This is a genomic window from Pseudolactococcus piscium, from assembly GCF_002441695.1.
Taxonomy (GTDB): Bacteria; Bacillota; Bacilli; order Lactobacillales; family Streptococcaceae; genus Pseudolactococcus; species Pseudolactococcus piscium.
Genome location: NZ_JXJW01000003.1, coordinates 47,750 through 66,316, shown reverse-complemented (window position 1 = coordinate 66,316; position 18,567 = coordinate 47,750). Strand labels below are relative to the sequence as shown.

Genomic DNA, 18,567 nt, shown 5'->3' with positions numbered 1-18,567 from the left:
ATCATGACACATAGCATACCCAATTTAACAGAACACGTTTCTGTCAGAGATTTCAAGGATATCCCATTATCAGCTGAAATCAAAGCACAACTAAGTCTCGCAGCGCGTAGCGCCTCATCTTCTCATTTTGTACAATCATTTTCAATCATAGAGATCACAGATATGACACTTAGAACGCAGTTAGCTGATATTACTGAGAGTGCAACCTACGTCAAACAAACAGGCGCATTTTACGTATTTGTAGCTGATTTATATCGCCAATCAACCTTACTCACTAAACAGGGCAGATCGTTAGATGGTCTATCAAATATGGAATCTTTGCTCGTTAGCATCGTCGATACCACAATCGCCGCCCAAAATATGGTTGTTGCAGCTGAAGCAATGGATTTGGGTATCTGCTATATCGGCGGTATTCGCAATGATGTCGAAAAAGTAGCCGACCTCCTAAACCTACCTAAGTACACACTCCCCTTATTTGGCTTAACAATCGGCATACCAAATAGCAAAAATAAGGTTAAGCCTAGATTGCTAGCTAAAAACCAAGTTAGCGAGAACAGCTATCCAACAGCACAATTTGCTGACCTAAGTGAGTATGACGACTTAAGCAAAGCCTATTATGCTGACAGAGAGACAAATCAAAAGACGAGTTCTTGGTCACAACAAAATATTGCATTTTTTCAAACGATTAGACGTCCTGAGATCGCTGATTTTCTAAAGAAACAAGGCTTTAGTTTGACTTGATTACCGCTGCTAGCTTAGTTTCAACTGATCACAAATCATAAAACCCCTAAGTTAGCTATCTGGCTAATTTAGGGGTTTTAAGTTTAAGCAACACGCTCAAATTGTGAATTATATAGATCAGCATAAAAGCCATCTTGGGCAAGCAAGGCTTTGTGGTCACCACTTTCGATGATATCCCCATCTTTCATTACCAAAATTAAATCGGCATTCTTGATGGTAGACAGTCTATGGGCGATAACAAAACTTGTTCGACCTTCCATTAACTTATCCATCGCTTTTTGAATGAGCTCTTCTGTCCGCGTATCCACTGAAGAAGTCGCTTCATCCAAAATTAACATCGGTGCATCTTTTAAGAGAGCACGCGCAATCGTTAAGAGTTGACGTTCCCCAACAGATAACTCATCCGCGTCTTTCAACATGGAATCATAGCCGTTTGGTAGGGTATTAATGAAGTGATCAATACCAACTGCTTTGGCAGCATCAACGACTTGTTTATCGCTGACATTCGCTTGGTTGTAGATCAAATTCTCTTTAACTGTACCTTCAAATAACCACGTATCTTGTAAGACCATCGAAAATTGATCATGAACAGCTTCACGCGTAATCTCTTTAATTGGCGTACCGTCGATGATGATTTGTCCAGAAGTCGTGTCATAGAATCTCATGAGCAGGTTAACCATGGTAGATTTACCAGCTCCAGTAGGGCCTACGATGGCGATTTTTTGACCCGGTTCAGCCTTAGCTGAAAAGTCGTTAATGATGACGCGATCTTCATTATAGCCAAAGTGAACATTTTGAAATTCGACAGCTCCCTTAGGATTAGGTAATACTGTTGCTTTGCCTGTTTCATCGGCTAGTTCATCTTCTGCTAAGAAGGCAAAAATACGTTCAGAGGCTGCACCTGCAGATTGCAAAGACGTCACTGCTTGGGCAATTTGCGTCAGCGGTTGTGTGAAGAGACGAATATAAATCATGAAGGCAACGATAACGCCAAATTCGATTTTACCATCGATCGCTAATACAGCACCTACTAAACAGACCGCAGCATAGCCAAAGTTACCGATAAATTGCATGATTGGCATCATCAAACCTGATAGAAACTGTGATTTCCAGACAGAGTTGTATAAGCGTTCATTAATGGCATCAAATTCATCTTGTTTTTCTTTGTCAGCATTTGATACCTTAACCATATTATGGCCTGAGAAAATTTCCTCAACAAAGCCATTGACTTCTCCCAGCCCACTTTGTTGGGCATTAAAGAATTTTTGAGATTTACTCATGATTAATATCATAAGGCCAAATCCGATGGCTGTTGTTGCGATGGCAGTCAAGCTCATCTGGATATTTGTTTTAAACATCATGATGATTGAGCCAAAGAATAGGGTAAGCGCTGAGACTAAACTACCAACTGATTGGTTAAGCGCTTGGCTAATGGCATCGACATCGTTGGTCACACGTGATAAGGTATCCCCATAAGGATGACCATCAAAATAACGCAGCGGTAGTTTGTTGATCTTTGTTGAAATATCCTGGCGTAACTTCTTAGAGGCACGCTGCGTGACTGTTGCCATGATGAAGCCTTGACTATAACTCAAAATAGCAGATCCGACATAAAAAGCAATCAGTAACATCCCAATCGACATGATTTTATCCAAGTCGATATCACCATGACCTGGATGGCCTTTAGGAATAAAACTGGCTTGTAGGCCACTGATGATTTTATTGGTTATTTCTGACAATCTATCCGGACCTATGATGGTCAGATAAGCACCACCACATGCTGCAATCGCCGCAACCAAAATACCACCATACCATGGCTTAACATATTTCAATAAATCAGATAATGCTTTTTTGATATTCTTAGGTTTTTCGCCACCGCGACCAAGACCGCGTCCGGGACCAAATCCACGACCCGCAGGCCGTCTAGACGTCTGTGTTTCAGTACTCATTAGGCTAACTCCTCCTTAGATAGTTGTGAATAAGCAATTTCTTGGTAGACTGGATTGCTTGCTAACAGTTCAGTATGTGTCCCATGACCAACTACCTTACCTTTGTCCAACACAATAATTTGATCTGCATCAATAATCGTCCCAATACGCTGTGCGACAATTAATTTTGTCGTCTCTGCAGTTTCGCGGTTCAAGGTATCCCGTAAAACACGGTCAGTCTTATAATCCAGTGCTGAGAAACTATCATCAAATACCAGAATCTCTGGTCGACGTGCTAAGGCACGCGCAATTGCAAGGCGTTGTTTTTGACCACCAGAAAGGTTGAGCCCACCTTGTGAAATTTCAGCATCCAAGCCCTTTTCATTTTTTGTGACAAATTCTTCTGCTTGTGCAAGACGGACTGCTGACATAAGGGCATCATCCGTTAAGTCACCACCTGCATTTGTCCCAAATGCCAAGTTTGATCGAATCGTCCCATTAAACATGACTGGTTTTTGCGGGATAAAGCCCATTTTATTATGTAGGGCATTTTCCGTATAGTCCTTAACATTGACACCATCAACCAATACTTGACCTGCTGTGACATCATAGTAACGCGGAATAAGATTAATTAATGTGGATTTACCAGAGCCTGTAGAGCCGATAAAGGCGACAGTTTCCCCTTTATTTGCCTTAAAAGATATGCCTTCGATGACATGTTCAGAAGCATCTGCATATTGGAAGTAGACGTTCTTAAACTCAACTGTCCCAACTTCTGTTGCAGCATCGCCATCTTTCGTACCGTTTTTGATAGATGAGTCTGTATCGATCACCTCATTAATCCGGCCAGCAGACACATTAGCACGTGGCATCATGATGAAAATCATCGTCAGCATCATGAAGGCCATCACGACTTGCATCCCATAAGACGTAAAGACGACCATATCAGAAAATAAATTAATCCGTGGAGAATTCCCTGGTGTACCAATCGCTGCATTTTTGATGATCGTCGCACCAATCAGATAAACAGCAACTGAAAGGCCTGATGAAACCATCGACATCATGGGCATCATGAAGGCCATGACGCGTTGAATAAATAAATTTGTTGATGTGATATCCGCATTCGCACGTTCAAATTTTTCTGTTTGATAGCCTTCTGCATTATAGGCACGTACAACATGAATCCCTGTCAAATTTTCTCGGGTAACCGAGTTCAATTTATCCGTTAACTTTTGGATAATCTTAAATCTTGGCATGGCAAGGGTGACGATAATACTAATGGCAACCAAGATAAATAGTACCGCAACACCTAGCGCTGTCGTCCATTCCCAAGACTTATCTGCAATCTTAAAAATGGCCCATACTGCTGTAATTGGCGCTTTTATAATGAGCTGTAAGCCCATGGCAACAAACATTTGCACTTGTGTAATATCATTTGTCGAGCGAGTTATCAAACTAGCTGTTGAAAATTGATTGATCTCCGCCATCGAGTACTCAGATACCTGATGGTAGACGTCGTGACGAAGCGTTCGTGACAGACCTGCTGCAACACGAGCCGCAAAATAGCCGACGACGATTGCTGCTGCAAGCGAGCCTAAAGCGCACAGCACCATCCATTTCCCCTGATCAAAAATCTGAGAAACAGTCGTGCCTTTTTCTTGGATTAATTTTGTGACCTTACTCATATAATCAGGTAATTTCAAGTCCAAATAGACCTGTGTGATGATAAAAATAAGGCTAATGCCAACATAGCGAAGCTCTTTTCCAGTGAGCTTTTTCAGTATTTTAAACATGTTCGCCTCCTAAATTTCTTTTTATTTTTTGAATCGTTGCAACGAACTGACGAATTTCATCTTCCGACAAATCTGCACGTAAAACTGTTTCAAACATTTTTTTGCGTTCCATCATCATCTCTTGCATGCCAAGCGCTTTATCAGTCAAAATCAACTTTTTAAGTCTGGCATCGTAGGCAACTGTTTCACGTCGGATTAAGCCGCCTTGCTCCAATTTCTTAATGAAGGTTGTTGCTGTGGGGCGTCTCATGACGAATTCCTTTTCCAAATCTCTTTGAAAGACATCTTCACCTTGATGTTTAATCAAATAATCTATCACCCAAATTTGTAAGCCATGTAGCTTACCTGGATGGTCCTGATTATCATTAGCATCGCAATCGGCCTTGTCTTTCGCTTTATTTTTTGCGACATATCGTAATAAAGAGATATTCAATTCTCGCAACTCGGTACCGATGTTTCCTGTGTTCATTTTAACTCCTTTATTCATCATGTTAGCTATATAACTGTTAGCATGATAACAATTATACGATGAACTGGCTGACTTGTCAAAAATTTAAGATACAAAACCACCAATGATATTTCTAGTACTAGTTAGCTGGTAATACGGTCATATTTTGATATAATTAAAAAATGAAAACATTATTTAAAGTGATACTCTGTCTCCTAATCGTGCTAGTTATCGGCTCAGTCGGTGCAAGCTTTTACTTCTTCAACGTTGCCCAAGTTCGAGGCAAAAAATCCTTTATTACTGTTAAGGAAACCCCAAAGTCTTCCCCGCTTTATCAAGATGAAAAGGACTTCCTGAAGCTTGAGAAAAAGACCTTAACCTTGACTAATGATGACTTGACGCTTAAATCTTGGTATGTCCCAGCTGAAACCAAGACGGATAAGACCGTCATCGTTGTGCATGGCTTTAATGCCAAGAAAGAAGAAGAAATGTCTGCTTACGGCATGCTCTTCCATAAACTCGGCTATAATGTTTTGATGCCGGATAACCGTGCACATGGCGAGTCTGAGGGTAAAATAATCGGCTATGGTGTAACAGATAGTCGTGATTTGATCAAATGGACCGATAAACTCGTCAAAAGCAATCCTCAATCTGAGATTACTTATTTCGGCGTTTCTATGGGCGCAGCGACTGTTATGATGGCTTCTGGAAAAGATATGCCAAAAAATGTCAAGGCGATTATTGAAGATTGTGGCTATACTTCTGTCTGGGATGAATTAAGCTATCAGGCAAAAGATATGTATAACCTACCAGCCTTCCCGATTTTATATGAAGTATCTGCCATATCAAAACTAAGAGCTGGCTTTACTTATGGCAGTCCAGAAGCAAGTTCTGTTGTCGCACTGTCTCATAATAAACTCCCTGCACTATTTATTCATGGGGATGCGGATGATTTCGTGCCCACAGCCATGGTAGACGAGAATTACGCAGCAACTAAAGGCCCTAAGATGCGCTGGATTGTAAAAGGTGCCAAGCATGCCCAAGCACTCAAAGTTGATAAAGCTGGCTACTATGCCAAAGTTGCTGAGTTTTTAGCAATCTATGAACCAGTTAAGTAAGCATAACACGAAAAGACTTGCCACTTGTAAAGCGGTAAGTTTTTTTATATGGCGCAACTTAATCTCCTACCAGTTTTTGTGATCTCCCCATCCTCCATGTATGCTCATTAACCCGCTCATTATAAATGCCCATTTTTGAAGATAGGTAACCAAGGTTACACAAAGCAATACGAGTAAAGTCCCAGGCATGATTTTGACGGCACTATCTACACAAAGCTACTATAATATGGTAAAATAAGAGCAATGAACTTTTGAAATGAGGATAGAATGGCTGACGATAATACAGTAGAATTAAATGACCAAATGCTGGTGAGACGCGAGAAGTTAGAAACGATTCGCGAATCTGGACTTGATCCATTTGGTAAGCGTTTTGAGCGCACTGCAAACTCTGCAACTTTAAATGACACCTATGCAGATAAATCAAAAGAAGACCTGCATGATCTTGCTGAACGTGCAACAATTGCTGGTCGGATTATGACCAAACGCGGTAAGGGTAAAGTGTCATTTGCACATATCCAAGACCGTGAAGGACAGGTCCAAATTTATGTTCGTAAAGATAACGTTGGCGATGAAGCCTATGATATCTTTAAACATGCCGACCTTGGTGATTTCTATGGTATCGAAGGTGAAGTCATGCGTACAGATATGGGTGAGTTATCGATCAAAGCTGATAAACTGACTTTCTTATCTAAAGCACTACGCCCACTACCAGAAAAATATCACGGTTTAACAGACACTGAAACTAAATATCGCAAACGTTATCTCGATTTAATTTCTAATCGTGAAAGCTTTGATCGTTTCGTGTCACGTAGCAAAATCATTTCTGAAGTCAGACGCTATTTAGATAGCCATGATTATCTTGAAGTCGAAACACCAGTATTACATAATGAAGCTGGTGGTGCTGCTGCAAGACCCTTCATGACCCATCATAATGCACAAGATATCGATATGGCACTCCGTATTGCCTTAGAACTCCATCTCAAACGCTTGATCGTTGGCGGCATGGAGAAAGTCTATGAAATCGGCCGTGTTTTCCGTAATGAAGGGATGGATACAACCCACAATCCTGAATTTACAATGCTTGAAGTCTATACAGCTTATACAGACTATATGGATGTCATGAACTTGACTGAAGGCTTGATCCAACACGTCGCTAAGGCTGCTGTTGGTAAAGATGTTGTCACTTATGATGACCAAGAAATCAACCTATCCGCTGCCTTCAAACGCGTTCATATGGTGGATGCAATCAACGAAAAAACAGGTGTTAACTTCTTTGATATCGCCGATTTAGAGGCTGCCAAAGCAGTCGCTGAAGCGCATCATATCAAAGTAGAACCACATTTCCGTTGGGGTCATATCGTCAATGAATTCTTCGAAAAATATGTTGAAGAAGCATTGATCCAACCAACATTTATCTTTGGTCATCCTGTGGATATCTCACCACTTGCTAAGAAAAACCCAGAAGACGACCGATTCACTGACCGCTTTGAACTCTTCATCGTAGGTCGTGAATTTGGTAATGCCTTTACTGAGCTAAATGATCCAATCGACCAATTAGAACGTTTTGAAAAACAAGCAAGCGATGCTGCAAATGGCGATGACGAAGCAACAGGTATCGATTATGATTTTGTCGAATCTCTTGAATACGGTATGCCGCCAACTGGTGGTCTAGGGATTGGTATCGACCGCCTTGTTATGTTACTAACAGGTGCACAGTCTATCCGTGATGTCTTATTATTCCCAACGATGAAATAAGCCTTGTGCTACTCGCACTACCTTAATAAAAAAAGATACTGTCCAAACATTGGATAGTATCTTTTTTTGCGACAGACTCAAGGTTTGCGTCGGCTAATCTGATTTGTATTTGTTAATAACCTTGTGCTAAATCGACTTGATTTTTAACAGCAGTCCCTGCTCTAAAATCTGTCAAGACATCTTTAAAAATCTGCATGGCACGGTCAAAGTAATCATCGATTTCCCCAGCCGTATGAGGGGTGATCAAGACATTTGGCATATCCCAAAATACAGACTCCTCCCCTAAAGGCTCTTGACTAAATACATCTAACCCGCAAAATGCGAGTGTTCCATCCGTCAATGCTGTGACAAGTGCCGCCTCGTCAACTGTCCCACCACGTGAGATATTGATAAACATACTGTGCTTTTTCATGGCTGAGAAAACTGACGCATTAAAGAGATGGTGTGTCTCAGGCGTTAATGGGACTAATAAGACAACGATATCAGCCATTGCAACAGCAGTGGTCAGCTCACCTGTTTGATATATCTTGTCATATAGTGTATTTGCCTTACCGCTTCTTGACACACCTGTGACACGCATACCCAGAGCTGTTGCCTTACGAGCCAGTGCATCACCAATAGAACCCGCGCCAACAATACAAAGGCTTTTCCCTTGAATGCTCGAAAACACACCCGAAGCATGAGACCAGTGATGCTGCTCCTGATTTTTTATGGCAAGCGTCAGTTGACGTGTATGGACCAACATCATAGCCAATGCATGCTCTGACATATGTTCGGCATGTAAGCCACTACTATTTGCCAAAATAATGTTGTGTGCCTCAAGATAAGCAAACGGCATCTTATTTACACCGGCTGAAACTGTAAATACTAGCTTTAAATTTGGAAAGTGAGCTAAAAATTCAGCAGATACAACCGGCTTCGATACCAATATGACAATATCAGGATATGTATCTATTAATTGCTTATCAACTGTGATGATCGACGCTGAAAATAAGGCTTCATAATGTGCTTTTTCTTTTTCTGATAAGTCATGCATGATTGCAATCATCTTTAATTACCTCCAAATTATGCCTGCTTAGGCAACAAATGACATTAACGACTCATGCCTATCACCTCTACTTTAGCATGAGCTTGTCAATAGTTTACCATATTCTGACTGCATATGCTTGTCAGGGTGACATCCTATTCGTGGTACATCCAGGGGGAGGATGAACCTGATTATGGCATCAAGTAAGCAAATAACGCTGAGCTATTCGCCTAACTCCTGAATCAAGCCACGCGATGCAACAGGAGTTGAAAAGACAATCTGTGTTTGTGTCTGACCAAACTTTTGTAGTAACCCTATGAAGCCATCTAATTCATCTGTGCTCGGAAAGACAACTTTTAGTAACATCGAATACGGCCCTGTAACACAGTCACACGCCAATACATTAGGACAAGCCTCAATAAATGGATAAAAGGCTGGTTTATCTGTTGGTTTGACTTCTAAGCTCACGTAAGCCTTAATATGATAGCCCATTTTTTTATAGTCTAAAATGCCTTGATAGCCCTGTATAATCCCTTTTCTCTCTAAACGCTGGAGTCTAGCTGATACTGCTGGAGAAGAAATAAAGCAGGTCGCCGCAAGATTTTTTAAAGACGCCCGTCCCTCTTTTTGCAATGTATTTAATAGTGTCATATCGATATCGTCCATATCACCCGTCGCTTTCCATTTTTCGCTTATTTTTTCTTGATTACCTAAAGCTATTCTATCATAATCCAAGCTATAACTTTATTTTCTTAATCAAAAAATACGATATACCGCATTTAGGTCAGCATTTCACTTAAGCTATTGTGACAAACTAGCTGGTATGATAAGCTTTACTCTATTAACTAAATAAACCAAACCTGATAGGGAGACAATTATGACGAGAATTGAAAAAGATAGCCTAGGCACAAGAGCCATTCCTGTATATGCTTACTACGGTATTCATACGCAAAGAGCTAGCGAAAATTTTAAAATCAGTCATCAAAAAATGCACCCCTTGCTGATCAAAAATATGGCTAAAATAAAAAAAGCAGCGGCAATTAGCCATCAACAGAGTAAAGAACTTGATGACCATAAAGCAACTGCTATGATTCAAGCTTGTCAAGATATCATTTCTGGAAAGTTTGCCGATCAATTCATCGTAGATGCCATACAAGGTGGTGCAGGGACTTCAGCAAATATGAATGTCAATGAAGTGATTGCCAATCGGTCACTCGAGATACTTGGTGAAACTCTCGGAAATTATGCAATCATCAACCCTAATGATCATGTCAATCAATCTCAATCAACAAATGACGTCTTCCCGACTGCAGGCAAAATGGCAATTCTAGAGTCACTAGTCCCACTAGAAAACGAACTTCATAAACTAGCTAAAGCGCTTGAGCAAAAATCAGTCGCATTTCAAGATGTGATCAAGGTTGGTCGAACACAACTACAAGATGCATTACCACTGTCATTGGGTGATACCTTTGGTGCTTACCAGCAGGTGATTGCGCGTGAATATCACAGAATCATCTCAGTTAGGTCTGAACTTACAACAGTCAACTTAGGCGGGACTGCTATCGGAACAAGCATGAACGCATCTCATTACTATCTGGATCATGTCGTGCCCATCCTCAACCAAGATTTTTTCATACCACTGAGGCAAGCAGATAACTTAATAGACGCAACACAAAATTTAGATGGTTTCATGCAAGTATCTGGACGACTAAAAGGTATCGCTACGACTATCTCAAAATTAGCAAATGATCTGCGCTTAATGTCAAGTGGCCCACAAGCTGGTTTATCTGAAATCCAGTTGCCTGCCAAACAAGTTGGCTCGTCTATTATGCCTGGTAAAATTAATCCGGTGATTCCGGAGATGGTATCACAAGTCGCCTTTCAAGTAATTGGCAATGACCTTACCGCAACTTTTGCCATTGAAGCTGGACAACTTGAGTTAAATGCTTTTGAGCCAATATTATTTCAAAACATATTATCATCCATTGATTTATTAACCAATGCGATTCGTACCTTGACAACGCATGCCATACAAGACTTACAGGCTAATAAAAGTCAGTGTTATGAGAGCGTGATGTCAAGTGATCTCATGATCACAGCGCTTGCACCATTTCTTTCCTATGCCACTGCTGCAAGCTTAATCAAAGAAGCACGTCTAGCAAAATGCTCTGTGCGAGAATTAGCATTTAAAAAGCAAATCCTACCCGTTGCACAATTGGAAGGCTTACTGAGCATCGATTACTTAATTAAGAAACCCGAGAAACTAGCTATCTAAGTAGACAAAAAGAACGCCTAATCTAGACGTTCTTTCTGTGATAAAAAACTGTTGGAAAGGTATCAGCTTATTTAGCTTTACGTAAGCTACCAAAGATAACACCTGAGAGTACTGCACCAATTGCGATTGCAATTAAATACATGATTGGGTTACTTGTCAAAGCAACTACGAAGATACCACCGTGAGGTGCCATTAATTTGATACCAAGGGCACCAACTAGACCACCTGTTACAGCAGAGCCGATAACAAATGATGGAATCGCACGAGCAGGGTCAGCCGCACCAAATGGAATCGCACCCTCAGTAATAAATGAAAGTCCCATAACAATATTTGTTAAACCAGAGTTTTGTTCTTCTTTAGTGAATTTATTTTTGAAAAGTAATGTTGCAACGAATACTGCAAGAGGCGGTACCATACCACCTGCCATAACAGATGCCATTACGATAGAGCCACCACTTGCTACAGTTGCAGCAAGTGTACCAGTACCAAATACGTAGGCTGTTTTGTTGAATGGTCCACCCATATCAATCGCCATCATACCACCAAGAATGGCACCAAGCACAACTGCATTTGCACCAGAAAGGCTGTTCAGGAAGTTAGTAAGACCACTGTTGATTGCTGCCATTGGAATATTGACAAACAACATCAGGAAACCAGTTATCAACACACCTAGTACTGGGTAGATTAAGATGGAAATAATACCGTTAAGTGAACGTGGCACATTTGAAAAGATTTTTCTTAGGACAAGAATCACACCACCCGCAAGGAAACCACCTACGAGCGCGCCTAGGAAACCTGATGGAACACCAGCAAGTGCCAATGTTTTGTCACCGCCACTAGCAAATGGTATTTTACCAAAAGCTAGGCCATTTGACGCAATCGCACCAGCTACAAAACCAGCTACAAGACCTGGTTTTTCAGCAATAGAGTAGGCGATATAACCTGCAAGAACTGGTAGCATGAAGCCAAATGCTGCACCACCCATTTGTTTGAAGGTTGAAGCAAGTTCATGGTAGCTACCTAAGTGGCTTAATTGATCTTTTGGTACACCCATGGCATTATCAATCAAGAATGCGATTGCAATTGCAATCCCACCACCGATAACGAATGGTAACATACTAGATACACCACTCATCAAGTGTTTGTAGAAAGCTTTACCAAGACTAAGTTTAGCTTCTGAGCTGTCTTCTGTGCTTTCTCCTGTTGCTTTATAACGTGGTAAATTGCCAGATACTGCTTGATTGATCAAGTTTTCTGGCTCACGAATACCCGCTGCAACTGGTTTAGAAATCAATGGTTTACCGTCAAAACGTTCCATCTCAACCGCTTTATCAGCTGCGATGATAACCCCTTTTGCTTTTTTGATGTCATCAGCTGTCAATCTGTTACCAACACCAGATGCCCCGTTGGTTTCAACTTTGATGCTAACACCCATTTCTTTAGCTTGTTTTTTAAGTGCTTCTTCAGCCATATAAGTATGGGCAATACCTGTTGTACATGCTGTTACGGCAACGATAAAGTCTTGATCAGCATTTACTGGTGTGCTAACTTCTTCTACTGCATCTGCTTGGGCAGCATCAAATGTCGCAAGTACATCTGCTGATGTTGTCTTCGTACGAAGTGCATCCGCAAATCCGTCTTTCATAAGATACTTAGATAGTTCAGCAAGTGCTGCTAAATGCGTATCATTAGCCCCTTCTGGAGCAGCAATCATAAAGAATAAATCTGTTGGCTGACCATCAAGTGATTCATAATCAAGACCACCCTCTTTTTTAGCAAATAAGACAACGGCTTCTTTTACAGCTGTATTTTTGCTGTGAGGCATCGCAATACCTTCACCAAGTCCAGTAGACGTGAGCGCTTCACGAGCCAGAATACCAGCTTTAAATTGCTCAAAATCAGTCACATAGCCTGTATCGACTAATTTTTGAACCATTTCTGAAATTGCACCTGCTTTATCAGTTGCAGAGAGCGATAGAATCATCGCGTTACTTTGTAACAAATCCTGAATTTTCATAAGAAAACCTTTCTAAATATACCTGTAATATAATTACAACCCTTAACGTTCTTCAACAACGACTTGCTCGGAGATTTCTTGAATAAACTCAGCAGATGCTAAATCATCAGAGAAAGCTGTCGCGGTACCACATGCGACCCCTTGTCTAAATGCTTTAACTGCATCATGTGATTTTGCAAACTCACCTACGAAACCTGCGATCATCGAATCACCAGCACCAACAGAATTTTTAACCACTCCTTTAACTGCTTTGGCAAAGTAAGTCTTGCCATCTGCGAATAGTAATGCGCCATCTCCGGCCATAGAAATCATGGCATATTTAGCACCATCACTTAACAATTTATGACCATAAGGAATGAGCTCCTCAACAGTCTCGAATTCAACACCATATATGGCACCAAGTTCGTGATTGTTTGGCTTGACAACCAATGGTTGATTGGCCAGTGATTTAACCAATACATCACCTTCGATATCAATCACAAATTCTGCACCTTGTGCTTTGATTTTATTAATGACATCTAGATAAAAGTCTTGACCTAAACTGGCCGGAGCTGACCCAGCTAAGACGACGATATCTGAAGGGGTTAAGACAGCCAATTTTTCAAAGAACTGAGCGCGTTCCGCTTCTGAAATCTGTGGTCCTGCGCCATTAATTTCACTCTCAATATCTGATTTAATCTTCACGTTGATACGTGTATCAGATGCAATATTTACGAAGTCTGTAACGATTGCTTCAGCTTCTAACTTTTCCTTAATGAAATCCCCTGTAAACCCACCAAGAAAGCCAAAAGCTGTCGAATTAGAGTCAATACGTGCTAAGATACGTGAAACATTAATCCCTTTACCACCTGGGAATTTATCATCACTTGTCATCCGGTTGACTTCCCCAACCTTGAACTCTGGTAGTCTGACTAAAAAGTCGATAGATGGATTAAGTGTTACTGTGTAAATCATTGATTTCCTCCGTTATAATGTCAATACTCTTGTCAAATTCTGCAAATTTTGCAAAATAGATTTTTCCTAATTTTGAACTGTCTGCTAGAATAAATTTTTCTTTTGACTGCCCTAGCACAACACGCTTGACTGTCGCTTCTTCTTCATCTGGTGTCGTAATGCCACCATCTCGTGAGATACCGTTTGCCCCGATAAATGCCTTACTAAAATTAAAAGACATGAGTTGCTGGACTGCAAAATTCCCAGTGACTGCATCAGTGGTAGGTTTAACTGCACCACCAATGATAATTGTTTTAATTTTCTTATCCATTAAAGCAGAAGCAGTATGTACTGAATTGGTGACAACTGTCAGATTGTCAAAATCAATCAAAAACTTGGTCATCATCGCCACGGTTGTCCCAGCATCCATAAAAATAACATCATCATGTTTGAGTTTACTAACCGCTTTTTGTGCAATTCTAAGCTTATGTTGCACATTTTTAACCGATTTCTCAGCAACATCTTCTTCATAGCGCAGATGTGATAGACTTTCTGCACCACCATGTAGCCGTCTCAGCTTTTGAGACTTGTCTAGTTCAGTCAAATCACGTCTAATCGTAGACTCACTCGTCGCTAAGACCTGTGACAGCATCTCCAACGTGACGTAGCCTGACCGATCTACAAGGTCTAAAATTTTTTGTTTTCTAGCATTTTTTAGCATGGTACTCCCTTACGATTAAGGCATCTCTAAATTCAGAGAGTTCTGATTAGCGTTATTGTCTTTTAAAAACTTGCTACTGTAACCGTTTGCATTTTTAATTATACAAGCATTAACTATCATTGTCAAGCATTTTCTATCAAAAACTTTCAAAAAAAAGAATTATCTTTCATTTATTAAAATTTGACTAATATTTCCTTAATGAAACATTAGTCCATTTGGCAATCAAAATGACTAAGGGGATCTATAATACCTACAGATACCCTTATGCTTCAAAGTTTATATTAAAGTATATCTGTCATAGACCTGACTTGTTTTTTACTTTTTTCACCTTTTTCTGATATAATATAACTGTTAAGCGGAGGTGGCGGAATGGCAGACGCGCATGCTTCAGGTGCATGTACTCGAAAGAGTGTGAGGGTTCAAATCCCTTTCTCCGCATGGTCAATATAAATAAGGCACATCACTTTCATGTATGTGCCTTATTTTTTTATAAAAAAATGCCTTATCGAGTTAATATCTCAATAAGGCATTTCAATTATTTTTATTTTGTATAGGCTTCAACTAAAGCAGCTACTTCTTCCAAAGTACCACATTCAGTCAAGGCTTTGTTAGCTAATTCTTGCATCTTAACAGTGTCAAGACGTTTCATCAAGCTACGTGTTTGTAGGATTGATGTCGCTGACATTGAAAATTCATCAAGTCCCATACCCACTAGAAGTGGTACAGCGGTTTGATCACCAGCCATTTCGCCACACATACCTGCCCATTTACCTTCAGCATGCGCTGCTTTGATCACATTGTTAATCAAGCGCAAGATTGATGGGTTATAAGGTTGGTAGAGGTAAGCAACTTGTTCATTCATGCGGTCAGCGGCCATCGTATATTGGATGAGGTCGTTTGTACCGATAGAGAAGAAGTCAACTTCTTTAGCGAATTGGTCAGCTAGCATTGCTGCAGCTGGAATTTCGATCATGATACCAACTTGAATATCATCAGCAACAACAACACCTTCGCTGATCAAGTTAGCTTTTTCTTCATCAAAAATCTTTTTAGCTGCACGGAATTCAGTTAGCAAGGCAACCATCGGGAACATGATACGTAATTGACCATGAACTGAGGCACGAAGCAAAGCACGCATTTGCGTACGGAACATCGCGTCCCCACCTGCAGATAGGCTGATACGAAGCGCACGGTAACCAAGGAAAGGATTCATTTCTTTTGGTAGATCGAAATAAGGAAGTTCTTTATCTCCACCGATATCCATCGTACGCACAACAACTGGTTTACCATTCATGCCTTCGAGAACTGCTTTATAAGCATCAAACTGCTCGTCTTCAGTCGGGAAGTCTTGTGAATCCATGTAAAGGAATTCAGTACGGTAGAGGCCAATCGCTTCACCACCATTTTCGTTTACACCAACAACATCTTTAGGTGTACCGATATTAGCTGCAAGCTCAAAGTGTTTGCCATCAGCAGTGCGTGTTTCAGCATCTTTAAGCAATGCCCACTCAGCTTTTTGATCTGCAAACGTTTTACCAGCAGCAATAAAGTCTGCTTGTTCAGTTTCAGTCGGATCAATAATCACTTCACCTGTGATACCATTAACAGCCAAAAGTTGACCATCTGTCACGAGTGTTGTAATATTATTTGTACCAAGAACAGCTGGGATTTCAAGCGTACGTGCCATGATTGCTGAGTGACTTGTACGACCACCAATATTTGTGATAAAGGCTTTAACAAATTTCTTGTCAAGTTGCGCTGTATCAGATGGTGTCAAGTCATGTGCAACAACAATCACTTCCTGGTCAATTGTTGCTGGACTAGGTAGTTTTTTACCAAGAAGGTTTGCAAGCACACGTTTTGTAACGTCTTTAATGTCTGCTGCGCGTTCTTGCATGTATGGATTATCTTCCATACCTTCAAAAATGCCGATAAACATGTCTGTTACTTCTTTGAGCGCTGTCTCCGCGTTTGTTTTCTTAGCACGGATAGTTTCTTTCATTTGACCGATCATTTCTGGATCAGCCAATACCATCAAATGTGCATCAAAAACTGATGCTGCTTCGTTTCCAAGACTATCTACGGCCTTTTCGCGGATAACGTTAAGCTCGCCTGTGCTTGCCTCTAAGGCAGTATCCAAGCGAGCTTCTTCGTTGTCAGTATTTTCGACAGTAACTGTCTCAAATGACAAATCCGGTTGAACCAGTAGATAAGCTTTGGCAACTGCGACACCGCTAGATGCGGCAATACCTGTAAGCTTCTCTGCCATGATTATTCTCCAGCCAATCCTTCTTTAGTCATTGTTTCGCTGATTGCTGCAATTGCGTCGTCAGCGTCAGCGCCTTCTGCTGAAATTGTAACGTCAGCGCCTTGACCAACACCAAGTGACATAACACCCATGATTGATTTAAGGTTAACTGATTTACCTTTATATTCAAGGTTGATGTCAGAAGTGAATTTTGAAGCTGCTTGAACAAGCAATGTTGCTGGACGTGCGTGGATACCTGTTTCAGCTACGATGTGAAAATCTTTAGATGCCATGATTGCATTCTCCTTAGTTTTTTTCGAATTATTTTCTGGCTTGCTAAAAAGCAAAGCCATAACAACATAAGTTTATCACAAAATGAAAAGGTTTGCAATCATAACGTAAGATTTTTTTGTCTTATGATATCTGCACCTTAAAAATCTCTTCGATATCATCAGACTGCAGACAAAAGGGAAAGCCCTTTTTTATTTGTTCAATGTCGTATAGATTTCATTTACCAACGCTGCTGTTTTATCCCAGCCTAAGCATGGATCAGTAATCGACTTCCCATAAACTTCAGGCGTGTCCTGGCGACCATCCTCAATATAAGATTCAATCATGAAGCCACGGACTGTTTGTTTGATTTTGTCATTCCAGTCGCGGTTGATTAAGGTTTGGCGAACAATTCTGATTTGCTCCATGAATTGTTTACCTGAATTATCATGATTGGTATCAACCATGATAAATGGATTTTGAAGGCCTAATTTTTCATATTGGGCGATTGCTTTTAAGAGATTATCGTAGTAGTAATTTGGAACGTTTTCTCCGTATTCATTTGTTGCACCACGTAAGATAACATGGGCAAGCGGATTACCATCTGTATCAACTTCTGAATTACCATATAGGAAATTTTGTTTATTTTGTGCTGCATGAACAGCATTGAACATCACATTAAGATTTCCTGATGTTGGATTTTTCATACCCGTTGGCACATCAATCCCTGAAGCGACAAAGCGGTGTTCTTGATCTTCAACAGAACGTGCGCCAATTGCATGGTAACTCACTAAATCATCTACCATATGTAAGTTAGACGGGTAGAGCATCTCATCTGCCGTTGTCAAACCAGTTTGTGTAATGACTTTATAATGTAAATCACGAACTGCATGGATACCATTAATCAAATCAGGTAATTTCGACGTATCAGGTTGATGCATCAACCCTTTATAGCCGTCTCCATTTGTTCTTGGCTTAGCAGTGTAGACACGCATGACCATAAAAATCTTGTCTTTTACTGCTTCTTGTAAGGCAGCCAAGCGGTGGGCATAATCTAGTACAGCCGTCTCATTATCTGAAGAACATGGCCCAATAACGAGTAGGACACGATCATCTTCACCCTTGATGATGCGCATCAATTCAAGGTCTCGTGCCTCTTTTTTAGCTAATGCGTCATCCGTTAATTTAGCATGTGTTTTAATTTTAGCGATATCGATCGCACTACCTTTTTGATGAATTCCCATTTATCTATTTCCTTCTTATATTTACAAAATTCTGACAAGTAAACCTAAA

The 18,567-nt window shown here is 40.6% G+C and carries 15 protein-coding genes and 1 tRNA gene; 5 read left to right on the top strand and 11 right to left on the bottom strand.

Annotation, left to right across the window (positions count from 1 at the left end):
• Positions 1-3 precede the first annotated feature (3 nt).
• On the top strand, positions 4-741 hold the full coding sequence (locus RU86_RS02160; protein WP_096813831.1) for an NADPH-dependent oxidoreductase: 738 nt from the start codon (positions 4-6) through the stop codon (positions 739-741).
• Between the two features lie 83 nt (positions 742-824).
• Here the strand turns inward: RU86_RS02160 and RU86_RS02155 are convergent, their stop codons facing one another.
• From RU86_RS02155 to RU86_RS02145, 3 genes are read right to left on the bottom strand one after another with little or no spacing between them, the layout of a single operon-like run.
• The gene (locus RU86_RS02155) at positions 825-2,690 is read right to left on the bottom strand and encodes an ABC transporter ATP-binding protein (RefSeq protein ID WP_096813830.1); all 1,866 of its coding nucleotides are present in this window, start codon (positions 2,688-2,690) and stop codon (positions 825-827) included.
• Entirely contained in the window at positions 2,690-4,462 is a 1,773-nt protein-coding gene (locus RU86_RS02150) for an ABC transporter ATP-binding protein (protein WP_096813829.1), read from the bottom strand. The genes RU86_RS02155 and RU86_RS02150 overlap by 1 nt, the downstream gene beginning before the upstream one ends.
• Positions 4,455-4,931: a MarR family winged helix-turn-helix transcriptional regulator gene (locus RU86_RS02145; protein WP_179296175.1), complete on the bottom strand. Its 477-nt coding sequence runs from the start codon at positions 4,929-4,931 to the stop codon at positions 4,455-4,457. The genes RU86_RS02150 and RU86_RS02145 overlap by 8 nt, the downstream gene beginning before the upstream one ends.
• A 161-nt stretch (positions 4,932-5,092) precedes the next feature.
• Here RU86_RS02145 and RU86_RS02140 point away from each other — a divergent pair, with 161 nt between their 5' ends.
• Both RU86_RS02140 and lysS read left to right on the top strand, forming a co-directional pair.
• On the top strand, positions 5,093-6,028 hold the full coding sequence (locus tag RU86_RS02140) for an alpha/beta hydrolase (protein WP_096813827.1): 936 nt from the start codon (positions 5,093-5,095) through the stop codon (positions 6,026-6,028).
• A gap of 267 nt (positions 6,029-6,295) precedes the next feature.
• Positions 6,296-7,783 (top strand): lysine--tRNA ligase, encoded by a 1,488-nt coding sequence (gene lysS / locus RU86_RS02135; protein ID WP_096813826.1) that lies wholly within the window; start codon positions 6,296-6,298, stop codon positions 7,781-7,783.
• 112 nt (positions 7,784-7,895) lie between these two features.
• On the opposite strand, the gene RU86_RS02130 is transcribed toward lysS, so the two are convergent.
• Both RU86_RS02130 and RU86_RS02125 read right to left on the bottom strand, forming a co-directional pair.
• Positions 7,896-8,831, bottom strand: a complete 936-nt coding sequence (locus RU86_RS02130) for a D-2-hydroxyacid dehydrogenase (RefSeq protein ID WP_096813825.1) — start codon at positions 8,829-8,831, stop codon at positions 7,896-7,898.
• A 201-nt stretch (positions 8,832-9,032) separates the two neighbouring features.
• Entirely contained in the window at positions 9,033-9,476 is a 444-nt protein-coding gene (locus tag RU86_RS02125) for an Lrp/AsnC family transcriptional regulator (RefSeq protein ID WP_096813945.1), read from the bottom strand.
• A gap of 211 nt (positions 9,477-9,687) precedes the next feature.
• On the opposite strand from RU86_RS02125, the gene RU86_RS02120 reads away from it, so the two are divergent.
• Positions 9,688-11,085, top strand: coding sequence for an aspartate ammonia-lyase (locus RU86_RS02120; RefSeq protein WP_218839028.1), 1,398 nt, complete (start codon positions 9,688-9,690; stop codon positions 11,083-11,085).
• 67 nt (positions 11,086-11,152) lie between these two features.
• On the opposite strand, the gene RU86_RS02115 is transcribed toward RU86_RS02120, so the two are convergent.
• Genes RU86_RS02115 through RU86_RS02105 form a run of 3 tightly spaced genes read right to left on the bottom strand, consistent with a single transcriptional unit; the run spans position 11,153 to position 14,756 of the window.
• Positions 11,153-13,102: a PTS fructose transporter subunit IIABC gene (locus RU86_RS02115; RefSeq protein WP_096813822.1), complete on the bottom strand. Its 1,950-nt coding sequence runs from the start codon at positions 13,100-13,102 to the stop codon at positions 11,153-11,155.
• A 42-nt stretch (positions 13,103-13,144) separates the two neighbouring features.
• Positions 13,145-14,056, bottom strand: a complete 912-nt coding sequence (pfkB, locus tag RU86_RS02110) for a 1-phosphofructokinase (protein WP_096813820.1) — start codon at positions 14,054-14,056, stop codon at positions 13,145-13,147.
• Positions 14,034-14,756, bottom strand: a complete 723-nt coding sequence (locus tag RU86_RS02105) for a DeoR/GlpR family DNA-binding transcription regulator (protein WP_096813819.1) — start codon at positions 14,754-14,756, stop codon at positions 14,034-14,036. Before RU86_RS02105 ends, pfkB begins: the two co-directional genes overlap by 23 nt.
• A 355-nt stretch (positions 14,757-15,111) precedes the next feature.
• Here RU86_RS02105 and RU86_RS02100 point away from each other — a divergent pair.
• Positions 15,112-15,194: transfer RNA gene (locus tag RU86_RS02100), tRNA-Leu, on the top strand.
• A gap of 103 nt (positions 15,195-15,297) precedes the next feature.
• Here RU86_RS02100 and ptsP read toward each other — a convergent pair.
• The 3 genes from ptsP to RU86_RS02085 form a co-directional block, all read right to left on the bottom strand.
• Positions 15,298-17,025 (bottom strand): phosphoenolpyruvate--protein phosphotransferase, encoded by a 1,728-nt coding sequence (ptsP, locus tag RU86_RS02095; protein WP_047916218.1) that lies wholly within the window; start codon positions 17,023-17,025, stop codon positions 15,298-15,300.
• 2 nt (positions 17,026-17,027) lie between these two features.
• The gene (locus tag RU86_RS02090) at positions 17,028-17,297 is read right to left on the bottom strand and encodes a phosphocarrier protein HPr (RefSeq protein WP_047916219.1); all 270 of its coding nucleotides are present in this window, start codon (positions 17,295-17,297) and stop codon (positions 17,028-17,030) included.
• A gap of 189 nt (positions 17,298-17,486) precedes the next feature.
• Positions 17,487-18,518, bottom strand: coding sequence for a 3-deoxy-7-phosphoheptulonate synthase (locus tag RU86_RS02085; protein ID WP_096813817.1), 1,032 nt, complete (start codon positions 18,516-18,518; stop codon positions 17,487-17,489).
• Positions 18,519-18,567: the final 49 nt, after the last annotated feature.